Consider the following 21,171-nt stretch of genomic DNA (forward strand, 5'->3'; position numbering starts at 1 on the left):
AACGCAAATGCCGCTGCGGAAAGAACGCCCCAGGTGAGCTTCATGGATCTCTCCTCTCTCAGGTTGCGCTCCCCCGAGCAGTCCACGCCAATTAAATGTCAGTTTATCTGCAGTTTAAAATTTAAACAATAATCCAAGTTAATCGACATTGTGTCGGGATGAGCGCGTGCGCCTCCTCTCTCGCAACGGCACCGACTGGACGAAGCGCTATCTCTGGATTGCTGAGGCCGCGCTGAAAAACCGGCAGAGGCGCTTTGTGATCGATGGCGAGGCCGTGATCCTCGGCGTCGACGGTATCAGCGACTTCAACGCTCTGCACAGCGCGTCGGCCGTACCGAGGCGGTCGGCAGAAGCACTGGATCAAGGTGAAGAACCGCAGCCATGCTGCTGCGATTGATCGGGAGTTATGATCTCCGTCTCGCCGACCCTTTCTACTCCGATAGGCGAAAGGAACGCAGTTCAGTCTCGACGGTTTTGCTCGCATAGCCAGGACGAGATGCGGCAGATGCCCCGGGCTGAAGCTCACGCCTCTGCTATTCTACGCGAATATCACGAAGCCGAGACAGAATTGATCGGCAAGGCGGTGGTGCTCACGGACGGTACAGCAGGGACTGTCGAGGAATTGTACTTGGACGAAGCGCACGGCTTGCGTCTTTCCATTGCTGGCCATCCCGGAAAGTGGCCCGTGGCAACGATTAAGCTGGCGCAGAAGTGACGGTGCCCATCTGCTTATGTGCGCTGATCGTCGTTCATGGCACGAGCAATTGGTGCTGCCGCGCTGTGGCAGGCGCTTCATCTGGCGCGGACGGCCGACGTGAGCGGAGGTAGCTGCGTTGTTCAACTCAAAAGGCGATCTTCTGCTCAGCCTCAAGGACGCGTTCGCGCAGTGCTTCCAATTCGGCAATCTGAGCAGCGAGCGCTTCGAAGCGGTGCCGAAGAACAGCGGCAGCGGCATCCGCTCGACCGCCGCGATTGCCCGCCTCGGGCAAGTTGGCCCATTCGAACGGAGCTGCCGATCGCATTGACGCTGGGGAATTCTGGAAATGATGGAGACCAGTCATGGCCGGACCTTCCGAGCGGGCGCATGGGAAATGGAGTAGGAAGGCCGCGCCGCGCTTTTTGCATAGTGAGGCAACAATTAAATCACACAAATGCCCAAAAAAAATAAATAAAGTTAATTCAAATTAATCACGAATTATAACACTCGCGCCGGAGGCTCGGTCGTGCGCCGTAGTGCTTTTTCCCCGGCTCCTTCCAGTCTGCGCTCCTGCCGAGCTGACTAAGCCGCTCTTCAAGCTCGCGCTTTGCTGCGATCAGCCTGACAGCTAGGACGCGCCCCACGTCGGTGTGCAGAGCCCACAACTCATCAATGGACATCGCGTCAAGGTGATCTCGATCCATGCCACCCGGGTCCCTGCAGATTACCCCAAGCTGCGTGGCTGAGGAGATGCCCAGCGTTCTAGGCCAAGCTCAGGCACGGGCACTGTTACAATTAAGGCCCCAATATTAAATCACATTAAATAAAAAATATATAATCAATTTTATGATCGCCATCTGCAATCGCTTTAAAAGAGGGGCGGCAGAGTAACACCGCCCCCGGCATGGGACAGTTCAAGAAACTGATCGATTGCTACGACTGCGGACACTCGGTCTCTGGGAACGCTGCTGCCTGCCCAAGTTGTGGGTCAAGGCAGCCGTTTGGTCCTCCGATCATTGGTCGCAAGCGATCGCCCATTCACAACGTTGAGGCGCGCAACGATCGCAAGATGATCGTTATTGCTGGAGCACTTGGCGGGCTTGGTGCGGCTTACGGGATAGCGACAAGTTCAGGGCCATGGATGGCGACGCGGTTCGCGATCGCATACGGCACTGTCGGCATTTTGCTTGGCGTGCCTCTGGCAGGCTTTCTCAACCTCACTCGCCGGCTTTGGCAGTAGCGACGACCTGAGACGTTAAGCGACTCTTAGAAAACCGGCCGCATCATCGTGCTGTCGATGAACCCGCCAAAGGCTTGATTGCCCGCGGTGCGTCCCGCGACGTTCTGGCAAAAGTTTTGCGTGATCTGAGTTAGCTGACGCTGTTTGCATTTCGCGCCACCCGAACTTGGCGAGCGTGCCGACGCTTCGCAAATGGCGCACTCCGAATTCCGCGCATCACCAACACGGGATACGGAGCCGGCTGTCGGAGATACCTTCCCATCACGACACCGCTGGCATGATGACATCATGCCCCTGTTTTGCCCGACGCGTCAAATCGATTCGGAAAAACGTTATTCTCCAATGACATCGCTACTGTGCATGGGGTTGTTTTTCGACATTTGATGCACCGGCCGCCGAAGCGGCCAGCGCTTCTGGTCACACGCATCTGTCGCGGCTGGGAGCAGGCCCCCACGCCGACGGTCAATCCACCCGACAGATCGTTTGAGAAAAATGGTCGGAGCGAGAGGATTTGAACCTCCGACCCCTAGTCTCCCAGACTAGTGCGCTAACCGGGCTGCGCCACGCTCCGAATGCCGTTCCATTAGCTAGGATCGCCGCTTTGCGCAAGGCGAGGCTGCAGCATTTTGGCTTATCCGCCCACCGCCCCCGGAACTCCCCGCAAAGCCGGCGGAAAGCGGCTCCTCACCCGTCCTTCAGAGCCTGATCCAGCATTTCCTTGGCTGCGACGAGGTCGGCGAGCGCACGGCCGAGCCGTTCCCGGTCGAGCGCGCTGGGGCCGGCGGGTGCGGCAGCGGCGCCGCCCTTGCGAAAGGTGGTGAGGATGTCCTCGTCGTCGATCTCGGCGAAGCGGAAGTCGATGCCTTCCTCCTCGTTGCCCTGATAGTCGTCATCGTCCGTGTCGGTGACGCCCTTGATCGGCGCCTCGTCCTCGGGCTCCATCAGGCTCGCGCCGATGGCGTCCTCGATGGCGCCGAACGAGACCGCGGCGGCGCTGTCGGCGAGGCCCTGCACCGATTTGACGCCGTGCTCCTTCAGGATCCGCTGCACCCCGCGGATGGTGTAGCCCTCCCCGTAGAGCAGGCGGCGGATGCCCTTGAGCAGGTCGACGTCGTCGGGGCGGTAATAGCGGCGGCCGCCGCTGCGCTTCATCGGCTTGATCTGGGAGAAACGGGTCTCCCAGAACCGCAGCACGTGCTGCGGAATGTCGAGTTCCTGCGCTACTTCGCTGATGGTTCGGAACGCATCCGGCGCCTTGTCCAAATGCCAATCCTTTCCGATAGGCGGTTACGCCTCGGGTTGAACCTTGCTGCCATCGCCGTTGGTGCGGTGCTGGGCGTTGATCCGCTGCTTCAGGATCGCCGACGGCTTGAACACCATCACCCGGCGCGGCGAGATCGGCACCTCGGTGCCGGTCTTCGGGTTACGGCCGATGCGCTGACCCTTTTTGCGCACCATGAACGAGCCGAACGAGGACAATTTCACCGTTTCGCCCTTCTCGAGGCAGTCGGTGATCTCCTTCAGCACGAGTTCCACGAAGGCGGACGACTCCGTGCGCGACAGTCCCACCTTCTGGTAGACGGCTTCGCAAAGATCAACACGCGTTACGGTTTTGCTGGTCTCGGTCATCGCCCTGCCCCACATCACGGCGAACAATTGTTGTCTGAAATTAGGAGGTTACGATACGGCGGTCAACAGCGCTCATCAATGCAGAGGCATCGATAATCGCGCTGATTCCGGCAAAATTTTATCGATTGTTGCTACCAGCGCACGAGGGCAGAGCCCCAGGTGAAGCCGCCGCCCATGGCTTCCAGCAGGACCAGGTCGCCCTTCTTGATGCGGCCGTCCTTGCGCGCCACCGCGAGCGCCAGGGGAATCGAGGCCGCCGAGGTGTTGCCGTGCCGGTCCACCGTCAGCACCACCTTCTCCGGCGCGATATGCAGCTTGTGCGCGGAGGCGTCGATGATTCGCTTGTTGGCCTGGTGCGGCACGAACCAATCGATGCTGTCGGCGTTGAGCCCGGTCGCCTGGAAGGCGTCGACGATCACGTCGGTGATCATGCCGACCGCGTGCTTGAAGACCTCGCGGCCCTCCATGCGCAGATGGCCGACGGTCTGGGTCGAGGACGGTCCGCCGTCGACGAACAGCTTTGCCTTGTGGCGGCCGTCGGAGCGCAAATGCGTGGTCACAATGCCGCGGTCGGTCGCGGCATTGCCGGGCTGCTCCTGCGCCTCCAGCACGACCGCGCCGGCGCCGTCGCCGAACAGCACGCAGGTGCCGCGGTCGTTCCAGTCGAGGATGCGCGAGAAGGTCTCGGCGCCGATCACCAGCGCGCGCTTATAGGCGCCTGTGCGCAGGAAATTGTCGGCGGTGGCGAGCGCGAACACAAAGCCCGAGCACACCGCCTGGAGATCGAACGCCGCGCCATGGTTGATGCCGAGCCCGTGCTGCACGGCGACCGCGGTTGCTGGGAACGTATTGTCCGGCGTCGAGGTCGCCAGCACGATCAGCTCGATCGATTGCGCGTCAACGCCGGCATCGGTGAGCGCAGCCTGCGCTGCCCTCAGCGCCAGGTGCGAGGTGAACTCGCCCTCGGCCGCGATGTGCCGTTCACGGATGCCGGTCCGCTGGACGATCCACTCGTCGGAGGTGTCGATGCGCGCCGCCAATTGGGCGTTGGTCACCACCTGCTCCGGCAGATAAGAGCCGCAGCCGAGCACGACCGAACGGATTTTCGTCACGAAACAGCCTCCTGCGCGGCCTGCACGGAACTGAGTGCACCGCCCTCGCGGTTGAGCATCTGATTGATCTTGTTCAGGAGATCGTAGTGAGCCATCTCATAGCCAACATCGATCGCATAGGCAAAGCCTTCGGCGTTGGTTCCGCCGTGGCTCTTGACCACCACCCCGTTCAGCCCCAGCAGCACGCCGCCATTGGACTTGTTGGGGTCCATCTTGTCGCGCAGGGCCTGGAAGGCGCTGCGCGCAAAGAGATAGCCGAGCTTGGACAGCCAGCTCCGCTGCATCTCGTTGCGGAGTAATTCCGCCATTTGGCGCGCGGTTCCCTCGGCGGCCTTCAGCGCGATGTTGCCGCTAAAACCCTCGGTCACGATGACGTCGGCCAGCCCCTTGCCGATACCGTCGCCCTCGACGAAGCCGATGTAGTCGAGCTCGGGCAGGTTCCTCGCGCGCAGGATCTCGCTGGCCTCGCGGATCTCCTCGTGGCCCTTGATCTCCTCGGCGCCGATGTTGAGCAGCCCGACCGTGGGCCGCGTCTTGTTGAACAGCACGCTCGCCTTGGCCGCGCCCATGACCGCCATCGACACCAGGTGGTGCGCATCGCCGCCAAGGGTGGCGCCGAGATCGAGCACGACCGACTCGCCGCGCCTGGTCGGCCATATCGCGGAGATGGCCGGACGGTCAATGCCCGGCAGCGTGCGCAAGTGGAAGCGAGCCATCGCCATCAGCGCGCCGGTGTTGCCGGCGGAGATCGCGACATCCGCCTCGCCCTTCTTCACGGCATCGATCGCGAGCCACATCGAGGAGGTCTTGCGGCCGCGCCGCAGCGCCTGGCTCGGCTTGTCCGAGCCGCTGACGGCAACGTCGGTATGAATGATCTTCGAGGCGGCCTTGAGCGCGGGGTGCTTTTCGAGCTCGGGCTCGATTTTGGCGCGGTCCCCGACCAGCAGGAATTCGCTATCGCGGTGCCTGCCCAGCGAGATGGCAGCACCGGGAATCACCACGGCGGGGCCGACATCGCCTCCCATGGCGTCCAGCGCGATGCGAACCTTGCTTGGCATGAAAGTCCTGGAAACCTGGTCTCGTGCGGTCTTGAGCTAGCGGGGCCGCAAAATGGGTTCGCCACGGACATGGCGACTGGCCAAGCGCCACGCCGCACCCGAACCGGGGCGCGACAATAGCGTTTTGTTACCCCGAAACAACCTCTTGCCCCCAGCCTTTTGCATTCAGGACGATCCGCGAGCGAACCGATGGATCGGCAGGAAACGCATTGAAATCAAACGGATATAACCGCTCTTCAAACCATCGCAGCAAACGGCTCGTGTCCCGCCCCAAGCGGTCCCGCCGGAAATGCCGAGCTATTTGCCCTTTTTCCTGTCCTGAAGTGCCTTCAGGGCTGCGAATGGATGGTCCTCGGGATCGGGGGCCGTGACCTCCGCCTCGAACACGGCCCCCTCCTTGCGCGGATAGGGATCGATCGCCAGGAACAGCGCGTCAGTGGCGAGACGGCCGAGGTCGATGATGCCATTGACGATCGCCTCCGGGGGGTCGGCGACATCAGGCGGCTCCTGATCGTCCTGCCCCTCCTCGATCAGGTCGGCGAGCCGGCGCGCCTCGGCCTCGGGAGCGAACATCAGGTCCACCTCCTCCTCGATCTCACTCTCGATCGGATCGAGCGTGACGACGCAGGTCTGGCCGATCCGGCCGCGGACCAGCCCGGTGACCTCGACCCGCCCGCCGCTTTTCGGCACGACATCGAAGCTGGCATGGGCGGACAGGATCTCCCGCAGGCCCGCGATCTCGGCCATAGCCTGCCGCTCGGCCGCCGAGGCCTCGAGTTCGCGATGCAGGCCGGTGTCGGGGACCTGTGCCACGATGACGGGCGCCCGCCAGGGATCGGGCGCGGATCCGGTCGTCGGTCGGCTCATGGCGTGACATCCTCTGGGAGTGCCGGGGGAAATTTGAAGGACGCGCGCAGGAGCGCGGCCTCGTCGGTCCGGCCGAGATCGGCTTCCGTGGCCCGGGCATAGGCCGCGAGCCTCTGCGCCTGATCCATGCCGGTCCCATTCAAGATATTCTTGCAGATCGCCGATGCCAGCGCGTCGCCGGCCCCTTCCATGGCCTGGTCATAGGCTTGGACGCGGCCATAGAAGGCCTCGCCAAAAGCCCGCATCCGCTTCGGTACGGTCTGGTCGCCCACCCCCATCTCGCGCAGATTGTCGTCCATGTCCTCGCAGAAGCGGTCGAACAGCGCCTGCGACAGCCCGGTGGCGCCCTGGACCGTGCGCAGGCGGCGCAGCAGCAGCCAGAGATGCAGCAGCAACAGGTCGAAACGCCCGTTAACCGTATCTGGTACGTCCAAGTCACGGTAAAATATGGGTTCTCGCGCCTGCGTCACGATCATGCCATAGATGGCTTCAATGGTGCCCGGCGGGGTTAGCCGGGGTTTCCTGAAGTGATTGAACGGCCAAAGCATTGTGGTTTCCGCAAGCGGGCGCGCGCGTGTTGCATTCAGAGCCTCCGCCCGGTACTTCAGCGCCTCGCGCGACGCAAGGGGACGGAATCAATTCCGCAATGACGATGACGAACCAGACCGGCCTGCGCGCGGACAAGCGCGGCCTTCATGCACGCTGGCGCGGCCTGCGCATGTTCGCGGCCGTGGCTCTGGTCGGCGCCGCCCTCGCCGGGTGCACTGGGGAGCAGTTCCAGAAGGGCTACATCCTGCCGCCCGGCGCGCTGGAGCAGATTCCGATCGGCGCGAGCCAGGACCAAGTGCTGATCGTGATGGGCACGCCCTCCACGGTCGCGACCCTCGACGGTGAAGTGTTCTACTACATCTCGCAGCGCTCCGAGCGCATGGTCGCCTTCATGAACCAGAAGGTGGTCGACCAGCGCGTCATCGCGATCTATTTCGACAAGAACCGCCGCGTGCGCCGGCTGGCGAATTATGGCCTCCAGGACGGCAAGATCTTCGACTTCATCAGCCGCACCACGGCGACGTCGGGCCAGGAGATGAGCTACCTCGCGCCGCTGTTCAAGCTGCTCAGCTTTAACTGAGCCTGCGGCGTCGTGCCGCCCTCCGCGCGGCACTTGCCCTCGCGCGCGGCTTGCCGCCGCGCGCCGGGTTCCCTACGCTCCCGGCAAAACAAGAAGCAGGGAGAGGATTCGTGCCCAAGAAACTTCAGAACATTTCGTTGTCCCGCCGTCGCGTGCTCACCGGCGTTGCCGGTCTGTCGGCCGCAGCCATCCTGCCGCGATCGAGCCTGGCCGACTGGAAGCCGACCGAGAACGTTCGCCTCGTCGTGCCGGCGGCGGCCGGCGGCTCCACCGACGTCATGGGCCGGCTGCTCGCCGCACAGCTGCAAACCGCCTGGGGCCAGTCGGCGGTCGTGGAAAACCGCTCCGGCGGCGGCGGCACGATCGGAACGGCCGAGGTGGTCCGGGCCAAGCCTGATGGTCACACCATCCTGGTCGGCAACCCCGGACCGAACGCGATCGCCTACAGCATCTTCAAGAACCTCACCTACAAGCCGGACCAGCTTCAGCCGGTCTCCAACATGATCCGGATCCCGAACATCGTCTCGGCGCATCCGAAGACCGGCATCAAATCGATCGCCGAGCTGATCGCGTACCTGAAGGCCAATCCGGACAAGCTCAGCTACGCCTCCTCCGGCGTCGGCCAGAGCCCGCATCTCACCGGCGCCTGGTTTCTCCAGCTCACCGGGTTGAAGATGACCCACATCCCGTTCCGCGGCGCCGGCCCCGCGCTCCAGGCCGCGCTCGCCGGCGACATCCAGATCCTGTTCGACAATCTCTATCCGAGCCTGCCGCAGGTGCAGAACGGCACGCTCAACGGCCTCTGCGTCACCACGACCGAGCGCAGCGAGCTCGCGCCGAACCTGCCGACCATGCGCGAGAGCGCGCCGGAGCTGACGAACTTCGACGTATCCTCGTGGTTCTCCGTCTTCCTGCCGAAGGGGGTCTCACCCGAGGTGCTCAACGCGCTCAATCTTCAGGTCAAGGCGATGCTGGAGCGCGACGACATCAAGAAGCAGATCGCCGCCATGGGCGCCCGCGCCGACTACGGCACGCCAGAGCAATTCGCCGCCTTCGTGGACGCCGAGACGAAGAAGTTCGCCGGCATCATCCAGAAGGAAGGGTTGCAGATGGACGTGCAGTGATCGCCACCTTCGTCATTGCGAGGAGCTCTTGCGACGAAGCAATCCAGACTGCCTCTGCCGAAAAATTCTGGATTGCTTCGCTGCGCTCGCAATGACGTGGTGAGAGGGCTCGGCCTGCCAAGCAAAAACCCCGCGGCTCGCGCCGCGGGGTTTTGTCTTGTGTCGCCGCCGCCGCTCAGTGCGCCAAAATCGCCAGCAGCAGCAAGGCCACGATGTTCGTGATCTTGATCATCGGGTTCACTGCGGGGCCGGCCGTGTCCTTGTAGGGATCGCCGACGGTGTCGCCGGTGACGGCCGACTTGTGGGCATCAGAGCCCTTGCCGCCGAAATGGCCATCCTCGATGTACTTCTTGGCGTTGTCCCAGGCGCCGCCGCCTGAGGTCATGGAGATCGCGACGAACAGGCCGGTCACGATCACGCCGAGCAGCATCGCGCCGACCGCCGAGAACGCTGCCGACTTGCCGGCCACGCCGCCGCCTGCGATCGCGTAGATCAGGAAGTAGACGACGATCGGCGACAGCACCGGCAGCAGCGAGGGGATGATCATCTCCTTGATCGCCGCGCGGGTGAGCAGGTCGACCGCCTTGCCGTAGTCGGGCTTGTCGGTGCCCTGCATGATGCCCGGCTTCTCGCGGAACTGACGCCGGACCTCCTCGACGATCGCGCCGGCCGCACGGCCGACCGCGGTCATGCCCAGCGCGCCGAACAGATACGGCAAGAGGCCGCCGAACAGCAGGCCCACCACCACATAGGGGTTGTTGAGCGAGAAGTCCGGATTGACGCCGGCGAAGTAGGCGTGTTTCGCGGAGTCCGCAACGAAGAACTTGAGGTCCTGGTTGTAGGCCGCGAACAGCACCAGGGCACCGAGACCGGCCGAGCCGATCGCGTAGCCCTTGGTCACCGCCTTGGTGGTGTTGCCGACCGCGTCGAGCGCGTCGGTCGACTTGCGCACCTCCTTGGGCAGGCCCGCCATCTCTGCAATGCCGCCGGCGTTGTCGGTGACCGGGCCGAAGGCGTCGAGCGCGACGATCATGCCGGCCAGCGCCAGCATGGTGGCGGTCGCGATCGCGATGCCAAACAGCCCGGCGAGGCTGTAAGTGACCAGGATGCCGGCGATGATGACGATCGCGGGCAGCGCGGTCGCTTCCATCGAGACCGCGAGGCCCTGGATCACGTTGGTGCCGTGGCCGGTAACCGAGGCCTGCGCAATCGACTTCACCGGACGGTAGTCGGTGCCGGTGTAGTATTCGGTGATCCAGATGATCAGCGCCGTGACGACGAGACCGACCACGCCGCATTCGAACAGCGCCATGCCGGTGAAGTCGACGCCCTCGAGCTTGCCGAAGCCGATCAGGTAGTAGATCACCAGCGCGATGCCGATCAACGACAGGATGCCGGTCGCGATCAGGCCCTTGTAGAGCGCGCCCATGATCGACTGGCTCGGCCCGAGCTTGACGAAGAAGGTGCCGATGATCGAGGTGATGATGCAGATGCCGCCGATCGCGAGCGGCAGCGTCATCATGTTGGCGAGGATCGGCGTCTTGGCGAAGAAGATCGCCGCGAGCACCATGGTGGCGACCGCGGTCACCGCATAGGTCTCGAACAGGTCGGCGGCCATGCCAGCGCAGTCACCGACATTGTCGCCGACGTTGTCGGCGATGGTGGCGGGATTGCGCGGATCGTCCTCGGGGATGCCGGCCTCGACCTTGCCGACGAGGTCGCCGCCGACGTCCGCACCCTTGGTGAAGATACCGCCGCCAAGACGGGCGAAGATCGAGATCAGCGAGGCGCCGAAGCCGAGCGCCACCATGGCGTCGACCACGGTGCGGCTGTCGGGCGCGAGCTTCAGCGAATGGACCAGGAAGCCGAAATAGAGGGTGACGCCGAGCAGCGCGAGACCGGCGACCAGAAGGCCGGTGATGGCGCCCGCCTTGAAAGCGAGTTCGAGGCCGCCGGCGAGCGAGGTCGTCGCGGCCTGCGCGGTGCGCACATTGGCGCGGACCGAGACGTTCATGCCGATGAAGCCGGCCGCCCCCGATAGGACGGCGCCGATGGCAAAACCGATCGCGACATAGACCCCGAGGAAATAGGCAAGCAGCAAGAAGATGACGATGCCGACGAGACCGATCGTGGTGTACTGGCGCCGCAGATACGCCTGTGCGCCTTCGCGCACCGCTCCTGCGATCTCCTGCATGCGCGGCGTCCCCGCATCCGCGCCCAACACCGAAGACGTCGCCCAAATCGCGTAGACGACGGAAAGCACTCCGCAGAGCACTATCAACCATAATGCTGTCATGTGATTTTTTGCCTCAGATCCTTGATGTACCCCCGGCGCCTTTTGTTGTCCGTCGTGCGGTGCGGCGCCTTGATTTTGAACAAAGCCGCCCCTTGCCCGAAGGGGCGGCCCCAGTCGGTCGCAAGCTTGCCAAAATCAAATTAAGGGTGCAACGCCGGATAAGGCCGAAACGGCCGATCTCGGCAGGTATTTAGGCCAGTCCGGAGAACTAAGATGCCGGTTTGGAGCAATTCCTAGAAGTGGCTGTACGACAGCCGCTTCAAGATCAGTTCCTGGCCCTGCCCATCCAGGAAGCGCGGTGGCGCCCCGCCCTCGATGATCGTGCCAATGGCGGTGACGGCGAGGCCTGCCGTCCGCCCGGCTGCGATCAACGCATCGCTTTGTGCCGGCGGAACGGTGCACAGCACCTCGTAATCGTCGCCGCCCGCCAGCAGCGTCTCGACGCCAACAGCGTTGCGCGCGATCAGGCTTGCGGCCGCAGCCGAGAGCGGCACGTTCGCCACCTCGACCGTGGCCGAGACGCCCGATGCCGCACAGAGCTTTGTCAGATCGCCGGCGAGCCCGTCGGAGACGTCCATCGCAGCGGTCGCATGATCGCGCACGGCCTGCGCCAGCACGTTGCGCGGCTGCGGCACGCGATAGCGCGAGACCAGAAAATCCCGTGCAGCGGGATCGGATGTCAGCGCGCCGGCCGCAGCGCCGCCCGTAAGCACGTCGAGGCCGAGCGCAGCATCGCCGATCGTGCCCGTCACCAGGATGCGATCACCCGGCCGTGCGCCGGTGCGGCCGACCATCCGTCCCTGCGGCACGCGGCCGAAGGCAGTGATCGAGACCATCTGCGGTCCTGGGGTCGACACCGTATCGCCGCCGAGCAGCGGGCACGCGAAGCTCTTGGCGTCCTCGCCGAGCGCATCCGCAAACGGCCTGAGCCAGGCATCCTCCTTGCTGCGCAATGCCAGCGTCAGCACGAAGCCGGCCGGCACCGCTCCTTTGGCCGCGAGGTCGGACAGGTTCACCCGCAGTGCCTTGCGCGCGATGGCGTCAGGCGGATCGGTGACAAGATAATGCACGCCCTCCACCACCGCGTCGGTGGTGACGACGATGTCCTCGCCCGCAGATCTCAGGATAGCGGCATCATCGACCAGTCCGAACGCGCCGGGATCGGTCGCCAGCGGCTTGAAATAGCGCGCGATGAGGGAGCCTTCGCCGGAAATTTGGTATTTGTCCTGCGTCACGATAACAGACCCGTCATTCTGAGGTGCGAGCCCTTGCGAGCCTCGAAGGATGCACGGCCGAGGTGCGACCTCAGCGGCACGCCGCCGCCCTTCGAGGCCTCCGCTTCGCTCCGGCACCTCAGGGTGACGGCTACGGCGGAAGTCGTCGTCTCAATTACCCCCGCCCGAACTCGTCACCGCGAAACTGGCGGCCAATCTGGTCGAGCACCGCGTTGACCATACCAGTCTCCTCGCGATCGACGAAAGCGTTGGCGACGTCGACATATTCGGAGATCACCACGCGACCCGGCACATCCTTGCGGTGCTCCAATTCGTAGGCTCCTGCGCGCAGCACCGCCCGCAGGATCGCCTCGATCCGCTTCAAGGGCCAGCCCTTCGACAGCGCCTCGTCGATCAGCGGATCGAGCTTCCTCTGGTCGCGAACGACGCCGGAGACGACATCGCGGAAGAAGGCGGCCTCTGCCGGCAGGTATGTGTCGCCCTCGACCTCGTTGCCGAGCCAATGGCTCTCGAACTCCGCAAAAATGTCGTTGATGCCGGCTCCCGCGATGTCCATCTGGTACAGCGCCTGCACGGCGGCAAGCCGCGCCGCGCCGCGGCGGTTCGCCTTCTTCTCCGGAGCGCCCGCCGGCTTTTTGTTGTTGTCGGCCATGGCTCAGGCCTGCGCCAGGCGGCGTTTGATGCGCAGCATCGCAAGCGCGGCACGTGCGGCATCGCCGCCCTTGTTGAGCTCGCTGGCGCGTGCCCGCGCCCAGGCCTGCGCCTCGGTGTTGACGGTGAGGATGCCGTTGCCGAGCGGTAGCTTTCGCGCCACCGCAAGATCCATCAGCGCGCGCGAGGATTCCTGCGAGACGATCTCGAAATGGATGGTGTCGCCGCGGATCACGCAGCCGAGCGCAATCACCGCGTCATAGGGCCTGCCGTTCGCCGCAGCCGCGTCGATCGCGATGGCAACTGCTGCCGGAATCTCCAGCGCGCCGGGAACCGTGATGACGTCATGGGTCAGGCCGGCCGCCTTCAGCTCGGCGACTGCGCCGTCCAGGAGCGCGTCCTGGAGATCGTCATAGAACCGCGCCTCGACAATCAGCGCGCGTGCGCCGGAGATGTCGGTCTGGTCCTTCAGGGGTGCGCGCCGCGCGTCTGCCATCGTTCAATCCGTTCTACAGTGGTCGGCGCGTTATGTAGTCGCCGCAGGCGGGTAAGCCAAGTTTTAAACCGTCGTTCCGGCTGCGCCGGTCACTTCATTTCCGTCAGCCGCGCCGCGTAGCGGGCCATCAGATCGACCTCGATATTGACCTCGTGCCCCGCCTTCCAGCCGCCGATCATCGTCACCGTCAGCGTGTGCGGGATGATCAGCACCGTAAAGGTCGTGTCTTTCACCGTATTGACGGTCAGCGACACGCCGTCGAGCGTGACCGAGCCCTTGGTGGCGATGAAGCGCGCCAGCTCGCGCGTCGTCGAGAGCTCGAACCGCGCCATGTCGGGCAGGTCCTCGCGGCTGAGAAGCGTCGCGATGCCGTCGGCATGGCCGGCGACGATGTGGCCGCCGAGCTCGTCACCGATCTTGAGCGCCCGCTCGAGGTTGAGCTTTGTTCCGACCTTCCAGTGTTTTGCGGTCGTCAGCGCCAGCGTCTCGGCGGCGGCATCGACGTCGAACCAGGTCTTATTCCCCTCAATGCCGGAGGCGACCACGGTGAGGCAGACGCCGTTGCAGGCGATCGAGGCGCCATCTGCGATGGTGGTCTGATCATAACGGCAGGCGATGCGCAGGCGGTGCAGCTGCCCCTGCGCCGTTGGCGTGAAGCTGACGATCTCGCCGATATCGGTGACAATGCCAGTGAACATTACGAGCGCTCGTAAACGGTGAGAGTATCCCTGTCGAATGTCTCGCTAGCATGAACCTTGTAGGCCTGCGACTGCGTGATTTTCGACAGGGGCAATGCATCGAGCGCATCGACGCCGCCGGCGCCCACCTCTTCCGTGCCGCGGAACAGCCAGATTTCGTCGACGAGGTCGGCCACCACAAAGGACGCGGCAACGCGGCTGCCGCCCTCGACCATCAGGCGCGTGATGCCTTTCTCGGCCAACGCATGCAGCACGGCCGCAAGATCGAGCCCTGATGCGCCGACCGGCGGCACGCGCAACATTTGCGCACCGGCCGCGCCAAGCCGCATGGCGGCCGCAGCTTCGGCGAGTTCAGAGCTCACCACCCAGAGCGGCGTCTCGCGCGCGGTGCGAACGAGCTTGCTTGCGCCGGGTATCCGTAGGCTCTGATCGAGCACGACCCGCACCGGCGAGCGCGCCGCCATGCCCGGCAGGCGGCAGGTCAGAAGCGGATCATCTGCCAACACCGTGCCGATGCCGACCAGGATGGCATCGCTCTGCGCGCGCAAGAGATGCACGCGATTGCGCACCGCCTCGCCGGTGATCGCAACCGGCTTGCCGCCGGCCGCGCCGATCTTGCCGTCGGGCGAGACCGCGAGCTTCAGGATCACGTGCGGACGCTTGTCCCGGATGCGGCGGAAATGGCCGGCGTGATCGAACGCGGCTTCCGCAGCGCATGGACCCACATCCACGACGATGCCGGCTGCCCGCAAACGCGCATGGCCCTGGCCGGCAACTTCCGGATTGGGATCCTCGATCGCGGCGACCACCCGCTTGATGCCGGCGGCGATCACCGCATCGGCGCAAGGCGGCGACTTGCCGAAATGCGAGCATGGCTCCAGCGTGACGTAGAGCGTGGCGCCGCGCGCCGCCTCGCCGGCCCGCAGCAAGGCCTCGGGCTCGCCATGCGGCCGCCCTCCGGGCTGTGTCCAGCCGCGGCCGACGATGACCCCATCCTTGACGATGACCGCACCGACGGCCGGGTTCGGCCAAGTGCGACCCTGCCCGCGGCGCCCAAGCGAAAGCGCCAGCTGCATGAAGCGGAGATCGGCATCCTTGGCCTCACGGGCCTTCTGCGCGAACTGATCCTCCAATATGCGGAAGATCATTTGCGGATCGCGGCGAGCCGCGCTTCCTCCTCACCGGAGAGCTCGCCGAGCACGTCGGCAAAATCCTTGGCCTCGCGGAAATTGCGATAGACGGAGGCGAAGCGCACATAGGCGACGTCGTCGAGCGTGCGCAGATGCTCCATCACGGTCTCGCCGATCACCTCGGACGAGATCTCGGCCTCGCCGCCGGTCTCGAGCTCGCGCACGATGGTGGAGACCATCTTCTCCACCCGCTCCGGCTCGACCTGCCGCTTGCGGAGAGAGATCTGCACCGAGCGCATCAGCTTGTCGCGGTCGAACGGCACGCGGCGGCCGTTGCGCTTGATCACCGTGAGCTCGCGCAACTGCACGCGCTCGAAGGTGGTGAAGCGGAAATTGCAGGCGACGCATACGCGCCGCCTGCGGATGACAGAAGAGTCCTCGGTCGGACGCGAGTCCTTTACCTGCGTATCGAGACTGTTGCAGTTCGGGCAGCGCATCCGTTTACCCAAGCCTTACTGGTAGATCGGGAACCGGTCGGTGAGCGCCTTGACCCGTTCCTTGATCGCAGCTTCCACGAGCGGCGCCTTGCCGTCGTCGGATTGCGCGATCGCGTTGAGGACCTCGGCAATCATGCCGCCGACCTGCTGGAATTCGGCGACACCGAAACCGCGGGTGGTCGCGGCGGGAGTGCCGAGACGCAGGCCCGAGGTGACGAAGGGCTTTTCGGGGTCGAACGGAATGCCGTTCTTGTTGCAGGTGATGGCGGCGCGGACCAGCGCCTTCTCCGAGACGTTGCCCTTCAGGCCTTTCGGCCTGAGGTCGACGAGCATCAGATGGTTATCGGTACCACCAGAGACAATATCAAAACCGTGGCTCTTCATCGCCTCGGCCAACGCCTTGGCGTTCTCGACGACGTTCTTGGCATAGACCTTGAAGTCCGGACGCAGCGCCTCGCCGAAGGCAACCGCCTTGGCCGCGATCACATGCATCAGGGGGCCGCCCTGGAGGCCCGGGAAAATCGCCCCGTTCAGCTTCTTGGTCAGCGTCTCGTCATTCCACAGCATCAGGCCGCCGCGCGGACCGCGCAGCGACTTGTGCGTCGTGGTGGTGGTGACGTGGGCATACGGCACCGGCGAAGCGTGCACGCCGCCGGCGACGAGGCCGGCGAAGTGCGCCATGTCGACCAAGAGATAGGCGCCGACGCTGTCCGCGATCTCGCGGAAACGCTTGAAGTCCCAGGCGCGCGAATAGGCCGAGCCGCCCGCGACGATCAGCTTCGGCTTGACCTCTTCGGCCTGCTTGGCGACCGCGTCCATGTCGATGATCTGGTCCTCGCGGCGCACGGTGTAGTGCGCGGCCTTGAACCACTTGCCGCTCATGTTGACGGGCGAGCCGTGGGTGAGATGGCCGCCGGCCGCAAGATCAAGACCCATGAAGGTGTCGCCGGGCTGGAGCAGCGCCAGAAACACCGCCTGATTCATCTGGCTGCCGGAGTTCGGCTGCACGTTGGCGAAGCCAGCGCCGAACAGCTTCTTGGCGCGATCGATCGCAAGGTTCTCAGCGACGTCGACCCACTCACAACCGCCGTAGTAGCGCGCGCCCGGATAACCTTCCGCATATTTGTTGGTCATCACCGAACCCTGCGCTTCCAGCACGGCCCGGCTGACAATGTTCTCGGAGGCGATCAGCTCGACCTCATGGCGCTGCCGGCCGAGTTCGCCCCTGATGGCGGCGGCAATGTCCGGGTCGGCCTGCTCGAGCGAGGCGGTGAAAAACGAATCGGGCGCGGAGGCGGTTTTGGCTGAGGTCATCTTGCGAATATCTCCACCGCCGCAGCCTTTTGGCGGGCTACGGGCGGGTCTGGTGTGGCGGTCGGAAGCACGCGCGATCTACCACATTGCCCGCCCCCGGCCAAGCATTTGCGGGTCGGACAAGAGATTTATGCAAGATATGGTGGAGATTTGAGGTTTTCGGCGCTGGAGCGGTTTCATAGAACCGCTCCTCTGCGACTGTCCGGACTAGGACCGCTTTGGGCCTCACCTCGCGCCAACGGCCGCCGGCCCCAGCCGGTGGCGATTCATAGCCCGGTATAGCCCGCCTTCACCGGGTCCACGCTGCCGTCGAGCTGCCGGAGATAGGTCAGGCCGCAAACCGTCAACCGGTGGGTGTCCTTTTCGCCGGCCTCCATCAACGTATTGAGATAGTTGGTGACCTTGGCCCGAGCCTCCTCGCTCGCCGCTGCGGTGCGGTTGGCGAGCAGGTCATAGGTCTGCATGATGCGGTCGATGGCGGCTTCCATGGCACCCTCTGGTTCTCTTGAATCTTGGGAGTTTTGATCAGGCAACCGCGCGGGCCTCGGACTGCGTCTCGAACCGGGCGATCGCCTTATTGGCGAGCCTGATCTTGTTGAATTCGCCCTGCTGGAGCAGCTTGACGATGATCCTGAGCAGGCGCTCGTCGGTGACAAGGGAGTCGGGGATCGTGCCGGAGCGGCGAAGGTAGTTCGCGGCAATGGCGTAGGCCTCGCTCACGAGTTCCACGTTCATCGCCTGAGGCCCGCGCTCGACCAGCATCGACATTCTCCGATCCGAAGGAGATAAGCGCCGAGCCCGGAACTGGTTCCTCATCCGCGAGACTTTTTTCGCAGGTGCAAAAAATTAAAAGCGCGCCGGTCCGGAGGGATCCGGGCCGGAGCGCCTGGGGAAGTTTAAGCCACGTTCGGAAAGGCTTGCCGGTCTTGTGGGGGCCGGCTTGGCCTTGTCCCTTGGAACTCAGAGCCGGTACAGGATCTGGTCGGTCCAGAACCGCTCGAGACGGTGCAGCGACTTGTTGAGGGTCGAGAACTCCTCGCCGGAGATGCCGCCGACCTGCTCCACCGTCTTGACGTGCTTCTGGTAGAGCGCATCGACGATGCGGCGGACTTCGTGGCCCTGCGGGGTCAGGCGGATGCGCACCGAGCGGCGATCAACGCGCGAGCGCTGATGATCGAGGAAGCCGAGCTCGACGAGCTTCTTCAGATTGTAGGAGACGTTGGAGCCGAGATAGTAACCGCGCGTGCGCAGCTCGCCCGCGGTCAGCTCCTTGTCGCCGATGTTGTAGAGCAGGAGCGCCTGGACCGAGTTGATGTCCGCACGGCCGCGGCGATCGAATTCATCCTTGATCACGTCGAGGAGCCGGCGATGCAGCCGCTCCACCAGAGTCAAAGCTTCCAGATAGAGCGACTGCACCGAACCCTGCTGGCCGGAGACGCGCTCTGCGGTATCTGCCGCAGTTGCGACGGCTTTCATCATGACACTTCCCCTGTTGTCGTTTTTATCGACACTTATTCGACGAAACTTGTGTTCCGTCTGATAGGTGCAACTTAAGGGGCTCGTTTGAAGATCGGCTTAAATAAGAGAATAAAGAGATCATGAATTTAAGACAGTGAATTGCGGATTAAGCCTGTCGCAAAAGGACTTTTCGCAACCCTCTGTTGACCCTCGCAAGGTCCTGTTCACCCTCCGTCCGCCCCTATTGTCGCATTCCAGTACAGCCCCGCCCCGTTTCGAAACGGGCGCGTAACAGCTGTGGCGGAACAGGCTGGTCAACGAAAACTTACCGCAAATTTTAGGCAACCAGCGGTCAACCAATCGCGCACAACTCCGCTAACGCCAGTCTCGTGTCCCGGACAAGCGAAGCGCAGAGCCGGGACCCAGAAGGCGACAACGAGATTGCGGTAAGATGGGCCCCGGCTCTGCAACGCATCACGCCGCACTGGACGATGCTTCGCATCGCCAGGGGCGCGCCGCATTGCGTCCGGGGCACGCGATTATCTTTGCGGGCGACCACGTCGCCTATGGCGGTCGTTCCCGCGCGGCCATCCAAGCGAGCGCGAGATATGCGGCGAGCATGAACGCTTCGACGCCGACCACGACGAGGCTGCCGCCGTAGATGCCGGGGAACATCAGCTCGATCACCGCCATCGACACCACGGTCGTCAACCACACCACCGCGCCCCAGGGCGTCGCCAGCCACAGACCAACCGCCGCGACAAGCTCGATCACGGCGAAGTAGACGGTCGCGGCCTGCCAGGCCATCGACTGGTTCTCGAACGCCTCGTCCTCGCCACCGACGAAACCTGTCACTTGCGCCCAGTGATAGAGACCCTTCAGGATCGAGAGCAGCGCCATCACCCGCAGGAACAACACGAGCCGGCGCGTCCACACATTGTCATCGGACTGGGAGCGCTCCGACGAGATCGCCGCCACCGACATCGCGCCATCCCTGGCGGTGTCTCTGGCATTGTCCCTGGCATTGTCGCGGGCCGCATCGCGGGTGGAGATCTCGGACATGGCCCCCTTCTGGCTGTTTCGCCCCGCAAAATCAATCGGGGGCCATCCCTTGCGGCAGGTCAAGCCGCGGTGACGGGAACCATGCGAGCTGGTATAAGAATAATTCCAGCCGGAGGAAGAGTAATGGCGATCAAATACGGACGTCCGATCGAACTGCGCGAGGTTTCGCGCCGGGATGATGCCGGCGCCTCCCCTGCCCTCGATCTGACCGTCCGTCCGCGCCGCAACCGCAAGGCCGAGTGGGCCCGGCGCATGGTGCGCGAGAACGTCCTCACCACGGATGATCTGATCTGGCCGCTGTTCCTGATCGACGGCAGCAATGAGCGCGAGCAGGTCGCCTCGATGCCCGGCGTCGACCGCCTCAGCGTCGACCAGGCCGTGCGCGAAGTCGAGCGTGCGATGAAGCTCACCATCCCCTGCATCGCGCTGTTTCCCTATACCGACCCGTCCCTGCGCGACGAGGAAGGATCGGAAGCGACCAATCCGAACAATCTGGTCTGCCAGGCTGTGCGCGCGATCAAAAAGGAGTTTCCGGAGATCGGCATTCTCTGCGACGTCGCGCTCGATCCGTTCACCAGTCACGGTCACGACGGCCTGATCTCCGACGGCAAGATCTTGAACGACGAGACGGTCGCGGTGCTGGTGCGCCAAGCCCTGGTGCAGGCCGAGGCCGGCTGCGACATCATCGCGCCCTCCGACATGATGGACGGCCGCGTCGCCGCGATCCGCGAGGGGCTGGACCGCTCAGGCCTGATCGACGTGCAGATCATGGCCTATGCGGCCAAATACGCCTCGGCCTTCTACGGCCCGTTCCGCGACGCCATCGGCTCGGCCAAGACGCTCACCGGCGACAAGCGCACCTACCAGATGGACAGCGCCAATACCGATGAAGCACTGCGCGAGGTCGAGCTCGACATCGCCGAAGGCGCCGACATGGTGATGGTGAAGCCGGGCATGCCCTATCTCGACGTGGTTCGCCGCGTGAAGGATACCTTCGCGATGCCGACCTTCGCCTACCAGGTCTCCGGCGAATACGCGATGATCGCAGCCGCCGCCAATAACGGCTGGCTCGACGGCGACCGTGCCATGATGGAGAGCCTGCTCGCCTTCAAGCGCGCCGGCGCCGACGGTGTGCTGAGCTACTTCGCGCCGAAGGCCGCGGAGAAGCTGCGGAGCCAAGGATAAGGTGCTGTAGGGTGGGCAAAGTCGCGTAGCGACGTGCCCACTATTCCGGCTTGTGATCGCGGAACGATGGTGGGCAAGGCGCTAACGCGCCTTTGCCCATCCTACCGCTGCCTCCCCATCGTCGTTTCGGCGAAGACCGGGCGCACCTGCCTCCTCATCGTCGTCCTGCGAAGGACCCATACTCACCAGCTTCTGTTTGACGAGGACTCGTAGTGGCATTTCGCCGCAATCACTCCTTCCTGCGGTAATGGGACCAGGACGACACCAGGATCGACAGCTCGCTGCCTCCGACA

General features: G+C 64.0%; 24 protein-coding genes and 1 tRNA gene. 5 read left to right on the plus strand and 20 right to left on the minus strand.

All coding sequences use genetic code 11. From position 1 onward, the window contains the following. Nucleotides 1–166 precede the first annotated feature (166 nt). Nucleotides 167–397: a hypothetical protein gene (locus tag LRP30_RS22640; protein WP_249756378.1), complete on the plus strand. Its 231-nt coding sequence runs from the start codon at nucleotides 167–169 to the stop codon at nucleotides 395–397. Between the two features lie 108 nt (nucleotides 398–505). Continuing rightward, nucleotides 506–715: a PRC-barrel domain-containing protein gene (locus LRP30_RS22645; protein ID WP_128933375.1), complete on the plus strand. Its 210-nt coding sequence runs from the start codon at nucleotides 506–508 to the stop codon at nucleotides 713–715. Nucleotides 716–842: 127 nt separating this feature from the next. Here LRP30_RS22645 and LRP30_RS22650 read toward each other — a convergent pair whose 3' ends face one another. From LRP30_RS22650 to LRP30_RS22685, 8 genes are all read right to left on the minus strand, one after another. Further along, on the minus strand, nucleotides 843–1,061 hold the full coding sequence (locus LRP30_RS22650; protein ID WP_128941828.1) for a hypothetical protein: 219 nt from the start codon (nucleotides 1,059–1,061) through the stop codon (nucleotides 843–845). Between the two features lie 1,369 nt (nucleotides 1,062–2,430). Then, nucleotides 2,431–2,508 (minus strand) — tRNA-Pro (locus LRP30_RS22655). A gap of 113 nt (nucleotides 2,509–2,621) precedes the next feature. Next, the gene (locus LRP30_RS22660; protein ID WP_128933373.1) at nucleotides 2,622–3,200 is read right to left on the minus strand and encodes a MerR family transcriptional regulator; all 579 of its coding nucleotides are present in this window, start codon (nucleotides 3,198–3,200) and stop codon (nucleotides 2,622–2,624) included. 24 nt (nucleotides 3,201–3,224) lie between these two features. Further along, on the minus strand, nucleotides 3,225–3,566 hold the full coding sequence (locus LRP30_RS22665; protein ID WP_176945860.1) for an integration host factor subunit alpha: 342 nt from the start codon (nucleotides 3,564–3,566) through the stop codon (nucleotides 3,225–3,227). A gap of 131 nt (nucleotides 3,567–3,697) precedes the next feature. Further along, entirely contained in the window at nucleotides 3,698–4,678 is a 981-nt protein-coding gene (locus LRP30_RS22670; RefSeq protein ID WP_128933372.1) for a beta-ketoacyl-ACP synthase III, read from the minus strand. Beyond that, on the minus strand, nucleotides 4,675–5,736 hold the full coding sequence (gene plsX / locus LRP30_RS22675; protein WP_091893283.1) for a phosphate acyltransferase PlsX: 1,062 nt from the start codon (nucleotides 5,734–5,736) through the stop codon (nucleotides 4,675–4,677). Before plsX ends, LRP30_RS22670 begins: the two co-directional genes overlap by 4 nt. A 297-nt stretch (nucleotides 5,737–6,033) precedes the next feature. After that, on the minus strand, nucleotides 6,034–6,603 hold the full coding sequence (locus tag LRP30_RS22680; RefSeq protein WP_128941831.1) for a DUF177 domain-containing protein: 570 nt from the start codon (nucleotides 6,601–6,603) through the stop codon (nucleotides 6,034–6,036). Then, nucleotides 6,600–7,151, minus strand: a complete 552-nt coding sequence (locus LRP30_RS22685) for a ubiquinol-cytochrome C chaperone family protein (RefSeq protein ID WP_128941832.1) — start codon at nucleotides 7,149–7,151, stop codon at nucleotides 6,600–6,602. The genes LRP30_RS22680 and LRP30_RS22685 overlap by 4 nt, the downstream gene beginning before the upstream one ends. Nucleotides 7,152–7,249: 98 nt before the next feature. Here LRP30_RS22685 and bamE point away from each other — a divergent pair, with 98 nt between their 5' ends. Beyond that, a complete protein-coding gene (bamE, locus tag LRP30_RS22690; protein ID WP_164935048.1) occupies nucleotides 7,250–7,732 on the plus strand; it encodes an outer membrane protein assembly factor BamE in 483 nt (160 codons plus the stop codon). A gap of 110 nt (nucleotides 7,733–7,842) precedes the next feature. Further along, on the plus strand, nucleotides 7,843–8,856 hold the full coding sequence (locus LRP30_RS22695; protein ID WP_245474190.1) for a tripartite tricarboxylate transporter substrate binding protein: 1,014 nt from the start codon (nucleotides 7,843–7,845) through the stop codon (nucleotides 8,854–8,856). Nucleotides 8,857–9,031: 175 nt separating this feature from the next. Here the strand turns inward: LRP30_RS22695 and LRP30_RS22700 are convergent, their stop codons facing one another. From LRP30_RS22700 to LRP30_RS22755, 12 genes are all read right to left on the minus strand, one after another. Then, complete coding sequence (locus LRP30_RS22700; protein ID WP_128941834.1) at nucleotides 9,032–11,152, minus strand: sodium-translocating pyrophosphatase; 2,121 nt, start codon at nucleotides 11,150–11,152, stop codon at nucleotides 9,032–9,034. Between the two features lie 233 nt (nucleotides 11,153–11,385). Next, complete coding sequence (gene thiL, locus LRP30_RS22705) at nucleotides 11,386–12,387, minus strand: thiamine-phosphate kinase (RefSeq protein WP_249756379.1); 1,002 nt, start codon at nucleotides 12,385–12,387, stop codon at nucleotides 11,386–11,388. Nucleotides 12,388–12,541: 154 nt separating this feature from the next. Then, on the minus strand, nucleotides 12,542–13,039 hold the full coding sequence (nusB, locus tag LRP30_RS22710) for a transcription antitermination factor NusB (RefSeq protein WP_249756380.1): 498 nt from the start codon (nucleotides 13,037–13,039) through the stop codon (nucleotides 12,542–12,544). Nucleotides 13,040–13,042: 3 nt separating this feature from the next. After that, on the minus strand, nucleotides 13,043–13,534 hold the full coding sequence (gene ribH, locus LRP30_RS22715) for a 6,7-dimethyl-8-ribityllumazine synthase (protein ID WP_128941835.1): 492 nt from the start codon (nucleotides 13,532–13,534) through the stop codon (nucleotides 13,043–13,045). An 89-nt stretch (nucleotides 13,535–13,623) separates the two neighbouring features. Further along, nucleotides 13,624–14,232, minus strand: coding sequence for a riboflavin synthase (locus tag LRP30_RS22720; RefSeq protein WP_249756381.1), 609 nt, complete (start codon nucleotides 14,230–14,232; stop codon nucleotides 13,624–13,626). Beyond that, complete coding sequence (gene ribD, locus LRP30_RS22725) at nucleotides 14,232–15,380, minus strand: bifunctional diaminohydroxyphosphoribosylaminopyrimidine deaminase/5-amino-6-(5-phosphoribosylamino)uracil reductase RibD (protein ID WP_249756382.1); 1,149 nt, start codon at nucleotides 15,378–15,380, stop codon at nucleotides 14,232–14,234. Before ribD ends, LRP30_RS22720 begins: the two co-directional genes overlap by 1 nt. After that, a complete protein-coding gene (gene nrdR / locus LRP30_RS22730) occupies nucleotides 15,377–15,859 on the minus strand; it encodes a transcriptional regulator NrdR (protein ID WP_011087793.1) in 483 nt (160 codons plus the stop codon). Before nrdR ends, ribD begins: the two co-directional genes overlap by 4 nt. 15 nt (nucleotides 15,860–15,874) lie before the next feature. Then, nucleotides 15,875–17,173, minus strand: coding sequence for a serine hydroxymethyltransferase (gene glyA, locus LRP30_RS22735; protein ID WP_128933364.1), 1,299 nt, complete (start codon nucleotides 17,171–17,173; stop codon nucleotides 15,875–15,877). A gap of 266 nt (nucleotides 17,174–17,439) precedes the next feature. Beyond that, complete coding sequence (locus tag LRP30_RS22740; protein ID WP_091893260.1) at nucleotides 17,440–17,661, minus strand: hypothetical protein; 222 nt, start codon at nucleotides 17,659–17,661, stop codon at nucleotides 17,440–17,442. Between the two features lie 37 nt (nucleotides 17,662–17,698). Then, nucleotides 17,699–17,935 (minus strand): hypothetical protein, encoded by a 237-nt coding sequence (locus LRP30_RS22745; protein WP_249756383.1) that lies wholly within the window; start codon nucleotides 17,933–17,935, stop codon nucleotides 17,699–17,701. A 198-nt stretch (nucleotides 17,936–18,133) separates the two neighbouring features. Next, nucleotides 18,134–18,652, minus strand: a complete 519-nt coding sequence (locus LRP30_RS22750; RefSeq protein WP_091893258.1) for a MarR family winged helix-turn-helix transcriptional regulator — start codon at nucleotides 18,650–18,652, stop codon at nucleotides 18,134–18,136. A 543-nt stretch (nucleotides 18,653–19,195) separates the two neighbouring features. Continuing rightward, entirely contained in the window at nucleotides 19,196–19,693 is a 498-nt protein-coding gene (locus LRP30_RS22755) for a DUF6163 family protein (protein ID WP_128955723.1), read from the minus strand. A 123-nt stretch (nucleotides 19,694–19,816) separates the two neighbouring features. On the opposite strand from LRP30_RS22755, the gene hemB reads away from it, so the two are divergent. After that, a complete protein-coding gene (gene hemB / locus LRP30_RS22760) occupies nucleotides 19,817–20,878 on the plus strand; it encodes a porphobilinogen synthase (protein WP_249756384.1) in 1,062 nt (353 codons plus the stop codon). Nucleotides 20,879–21,171: the final 293 nt, after the last annotated feature.

This window comes from Bradyrhizobium sp. C-145 (assembly GCF_023375135.1).
In the GTDB taxonomy this organism is placed as follows: Bacteria; Pseudomonadota; Alphaproteobacteria; order Rhizobiales; family Xanthobacteraceae; genus Bradyrhizobium; species Bradyrhizobium zhanjiangense.

Bases quoted from the DNA above. Each gene is read 5' to 3' on its own strand.
- LRP30_RS22645 (WP_128933375.1), top strand. From the start codon at position 506: ATGCCCCGGGCTGAAGCTCACGCCTCTGCTATTCTACGCGAATATCAC.
- LRP30_RS22650 (WP_128941828.1), bottom strand. From the start codon at position 1,061: ATGACTGGTCTCCATCATTTCCAGAATTCCCCAGCGTCAATGCGATCG.
- LRP30_RS22665 (WP_176945860.1), bottom strand. From the start codon at position 3,566: ATGACCGAGACCAGCAAAACCGTAACGCGTGTTGATCTTTGCGAAGCC.
- plsX (WP_091893283.1), bottom strand. From the start codon at position 5,736: ATGCCAAGCAAGGTTCGCATCGCGCTGGACGCCATGGGAGGCGATGTC.
- LRP30_RS22680 (WP_128941831.1), bottom strand. From the start codon at position 6,603: ATGAGCCGACCGACGACCGGATCCGCGCCCGATCCCTGGCGGGCGCCC.
- LRP30_RS22685 (WP_128941832.1), bottom strand. From the start codon at position 7,151: ATGCTTTGGCCGTTCAATCACTTCAGGAAACCCCGGCTAACCCCGCCG.
- bamE (WP_164935048.1), top strand. From the start codon at position 7,250: ATGACGATGACGAACCAGACCGGCCTGCGCGCGGACAAGCGCGGCCTT.
- LRP30_RS22700 (WP_128941834.1), bottom strand. From the start codon at position 11,152: ATGACAGCATTATGGTTGATAGTGCTCTGCGGAGTGCTTTCCGTCGTC.
- nusB (WP_249756380.1), bottom strand. From the start codon at position 13,039: ATGGCCGACAACAACAAAAAGCCGGCGGGCGCTCCGGAGAAGAAGGCG.
- ribH (WP_128941835.1), bottom strand. From the start codon at position 13,534: ATGGCAGACGCGCGGCGCGCACCCCTGAAGGACCAGACCGACATCTCC.
- LRP30_RS22720 (WP_249756381.1), bottom strand. From the start codon at position 14,232: ATGTTCACTGGCATTGTCACCGATATCGGCGAGATCGTCAGCTTCACG.
- ribD (WP_249756382.1), bottom strand. From the start codon at position 15,380: ATGATCTTCCGCATATTGGAGGATCAGTTCGCGCAGAAGGCCCGTGAG.
- nrdR (WP_011087793.1), bottom strand. From the start codon at position 15,859: ATGCGCTGCCCGAACTGCAACAGTCTCGATACGCAGGTAAAGGACTCG.
- glyA (WP_128933364.1), bottom strand. From the start codon at position 17,173: ATGACCTCAGCCAAAACCGCCTCCGCGCCCGATTCGTTTTTCACCGCC.
- LRP30_RS22740 (WP_091893260.1), bottom strand. From the start codon at position 17,661: ATGGAAGCCGCCATCGACCGCATCATGCAGACCTATGACCTGCTCGCC.
- LRP30_RS22745 (WP_249756383.1), bottom strand. From the start codon at position 17,935: ATGCTGGTCGAGCGCGGGCCTCAGGCGATGAACGTGGAACTCGTGAGC.
- LRP30_RS22750 (WP_091893258.1), bottom strand. From the start codon at position 18,652: ATGATGAAAGCCGTCGCAACTGCGGCAGATACCGCAGAGCGCGTCTCC.
- LRP30_RS22755 (WP_128955723.1), bottom strand. From the start codon at position 19,693: ATGTCCGAGATCTCCACCCGCGATGCGGCCCGCGACAATGCCAGGGAC.
- hemB (WP_249756384.1), top strand. From the start codon at position 19,817: ATGGCGATCAAATACGGACGTCCGATCGAACTGCGCGAGGTTTCGCGC.